Annotated in this window: 4 protein-coding genes and 1 pseudogene; 3 read left to right on the top strand and 2 right to left on the bottom strand. The window is 58.7% G+C overall.

Annotated features, from left to right (window positions below; translation table 11 throughout):
- Positions 1–569 (top strand): inorganic phosphate transporter (locus ABI213_RS22485; RefSeq protein ID WP_348028729.1); only part of this gene is annotated, 569 nt, incomplete at its 5' end.
- Between the two features lies 1 nt (position 570).
- Here ABI213_RS22485 and ABI213_RS22480 read toward each other — a convergent pair.
- Together ABI213_RS22480 and ABI213_RS22475 are read right to left on the bottom strand one after the other, a co-directional pair.
- On the bottom strand, positions 571–1,017 hold the full coding sequence (locus ABI213_RS22480; protein WP_348008883.1) for a hypothetical protein: 447 nt from the start codon (positions 1,015–1,017) through the stop codon (positions 571–573).
- 8 nt (positions 1,018–1,025) lie between these two features.
- On the bottom strand, positions 1,026–1,547 hold the full coding sequence (locus tag ABI213_RS22475; protein WP_348008884.1) for an N-acetyltransferase family protein: 522 nt from the start codon (positions 1,545–1,547) through the stop codon (positions 1,026–1,028).
- A gap of 162 nt (positions 1,548–1,709) precedes the next feature.
- On the opposite strand from ABI213_RS22475, the gene rpsP reads away from it, so the two are divergent.
- Both rpsP and ABI213_RS22465 read left to right on the top strand, forming a co-directional pair.
- Positions 1,710–1,970 carry a 30S ribosomal protein S16 gene (gene rpsP, locus ABI213_RS22470; RefSeq protein ID WP_348008885.1) on the top strand — a complete coding sequence of 87 codons (261 nt, stop codon included), beginning with the start codon at positions 1,710–1,712 and terminating at the stop codon, positions 1,968–1,970.
- 43 nt (positions 1,971–2,013) lie between these two features.
- Positions 2,014–2,124, top strand: a pseudogene (locus ABI213_RS22465) (ribosome maturation factor RimM); the annotation flags it as partial.

Raw genomic sequence — 2,124 nt, 5'->3', positions numbered from 1 at the left:
TGGGCTTCTTTTTGGGGTCGTTGATGCTGTTGGTAGTGGCATGGATTTTCCGACGCGCCACGCCGTCCAAGGTGGACCGCTGGTTCCGGCGGCTGCAGCTGGTGTCTGCGGGTGCTTACAGCCTGGGCCACGGCGGTAACGATGCGCAAAAAACCATCGGCATCATCTGGATGCTGCTCATTGCTACAGGCTATTCGGCTGCTACCGACACTGCGCCGCCGACCTGGGCGATTGTGTGTTGCTACACCGCGATTGCAGCAGGCACCATGTTTGGTGGCTGGCGGATTGTGAAGACCATGGGGCAAAAAATCACCAAGCTCAAACCGGTGGGGGGGTTCTGTGCCGAAACGGGCGGTGCCTTGACGCTGTTTTTGGCGACTTGGCTGGGTGTGCCGGTGTCTACCACCCACACCATTACCGGTGCGATTGTGGGTGTAGGTTCGACCCAGCGGGCCAGTGCCGTACGTTGGGGTGTGGCGGGCACAATTGTGTGGGCCTGGATTTTTACCATCCCCGCTAGCGCGTTTGTGGCCGCCATTGCTTACTGGCTCAGTTTGCAGATTTTCTAAATTATTGGCTCAGTTTCTGGCCTAGTTCGATCTGGTATTCGAAGTAGCGCTGGAAGCTGAAGGCCAGGCTGGCCATCAAGGTGCCAGTGCCCACCAGCAAGGCGCAGACCAGCGCTCCCACCGTGATCCAGTTGGTCTGGCCGGGCAGGGCGTCGGCAGCGTTGCGGGGGTTGAATTTGGCGTTCCATTTTTCAGGGGCCATCAGGCCGTAGACGATGGCGGTCAGTGCGCTGGCGGCCATGCTGAAGCCCAGCAGTGGAATCAAAATCCAGCTCCAGTGGTCGTCTAGTCCGGCGACTTGCACCCGCTGCACGCCGTAAAGGCCCAACGCGGTCGGAATCCAATATAGCCAACCCCAGAGGTCGCCCAGACTGTACAGGTAGAAGCGGTGCAGGCCGAGTGGGCCGCCTACAAATGCCAGCCAGGTGGCCAAAGTTTTGTTTTTCATAGGTTCGATTATTCCGGCGAATTGCTGTCGGCTGCGCCCAAAGCCTTTTCCATCATCACCACGTCCAGCCAGCGGCCAAACTTCCAGCCGCAGGCGCGCAGCACGCCTACGTGGCTAAAGCCCATGGATTGGTGGACACCGATCGAGCCCGCGTTGGCCGAGTCCCCTATCACGGCGATCAGCTTGCGCACGCCTACCCGTTCGGCCTGGGCCGCCAGTTCGGTTAGTAAAAGGCGTCCCCAGCCTTTACCGCCGCTATCTGGGCCCAGATACACCGAGTCTTCGGCAGAAAACCGGTAAGCCGGGCGTGGTTTGAACCAGTTGCAATAGGCAAAGCCCACCACCTGGTCTGCGTCTGTCAGCACCAGGTAGGGCAGGCCTTTGGCCAACACGTCGGCGCGGCGGGCGGCCATGTCTTCGACACTGGGCGGAGTGGTCTCAAAAGTGCCAGTGCCGTGCAGCACGTGGTGGGTGTAAATGGCGGTAACGGTGGCGATATCTTCGTCGTGGGCAGGGCGGATGGTGGGCATGGGGAAAGAAGAGTTTGGGCGCGGTATAATGGAAGGCTTTTCAGCGTGTCACTGGCTAGGTGGTCAGTTGCGTGTCTCAACGCTGAAATAAAACGCCAGGTGCTTACTTGGCACTTATGGCAATCGGTTGAAATAGTTTTCAGCCACCCCGAAGGATAAATCATGGTCGTTATTCGACTCGCCCGTGGCGGTGCAAAAGCACGCCCGTTTTTCAATATCGTTGTGGCCGATAAGCGTAACCGTCGCGACGGTCGTTTCATTGAGCGCGTGGGTTTTTACAACCCTAGCGCTACCGCCAATGAAGAAAGCATCCGTATCGTCCAAGACCGCCTGACCTACTGGCGTAGCGTGGGTGCCCAGGTTTCCCCTACGGTGGAACGTCTGGTTGCCCAATCTGCCAAAGCGGCCGCTCCTACAGCCTAAATTGAAACGGCGGGCAAGCTGTGTTCTGCCCGCTCCGCACACCATGATGCCCTCTCTCGATACCGCTGATTTACCTGCGGATGCCATTGAAGTAGGGCGCATTGGTGATGCGTGGGGAGTCAAAGGCTGGTTCAAAGTCGTCTCCCACAGCGCC

Source organism: Rhodoferax sp. (assembly GCF_039922535.1).
In the GTDB taxonomy this organism is placed as follows: Bacteria; Pseudomonadota; Gammaproteobacteria; order Burkholderiales; family Burkholderiaceae_C; genus Rhodoferax_B.
This window is presented reverse-complemented; position numbering and strand designations above follow the sequence as displayed.

Excerpts from the sequence above, each read along its gene's own strand:
- rpsP (WP_348008885.1), top strand. The coding sequence starts at position 1,710 with ATGGTCGTTATTCGACTCGCCCGTGGCGGTGCAAAAGCACGCCCGTTT.
- ABI213_RS22475 (WP_348008884.1), bottom strand. The coding sequence starts at position 1,547 with ATGCCCACCATCCGCCCTGCCCACGACGAAGATATCGCCACCGTTACC.
- ABI213_RS22480 (WP_348008883.1), bottom strand. The coding sequence starts at position 1,017 with ATGAAAAACAAAACTTTGGCCACCTGGCTGGCATTTGTAGGCGGCCCA.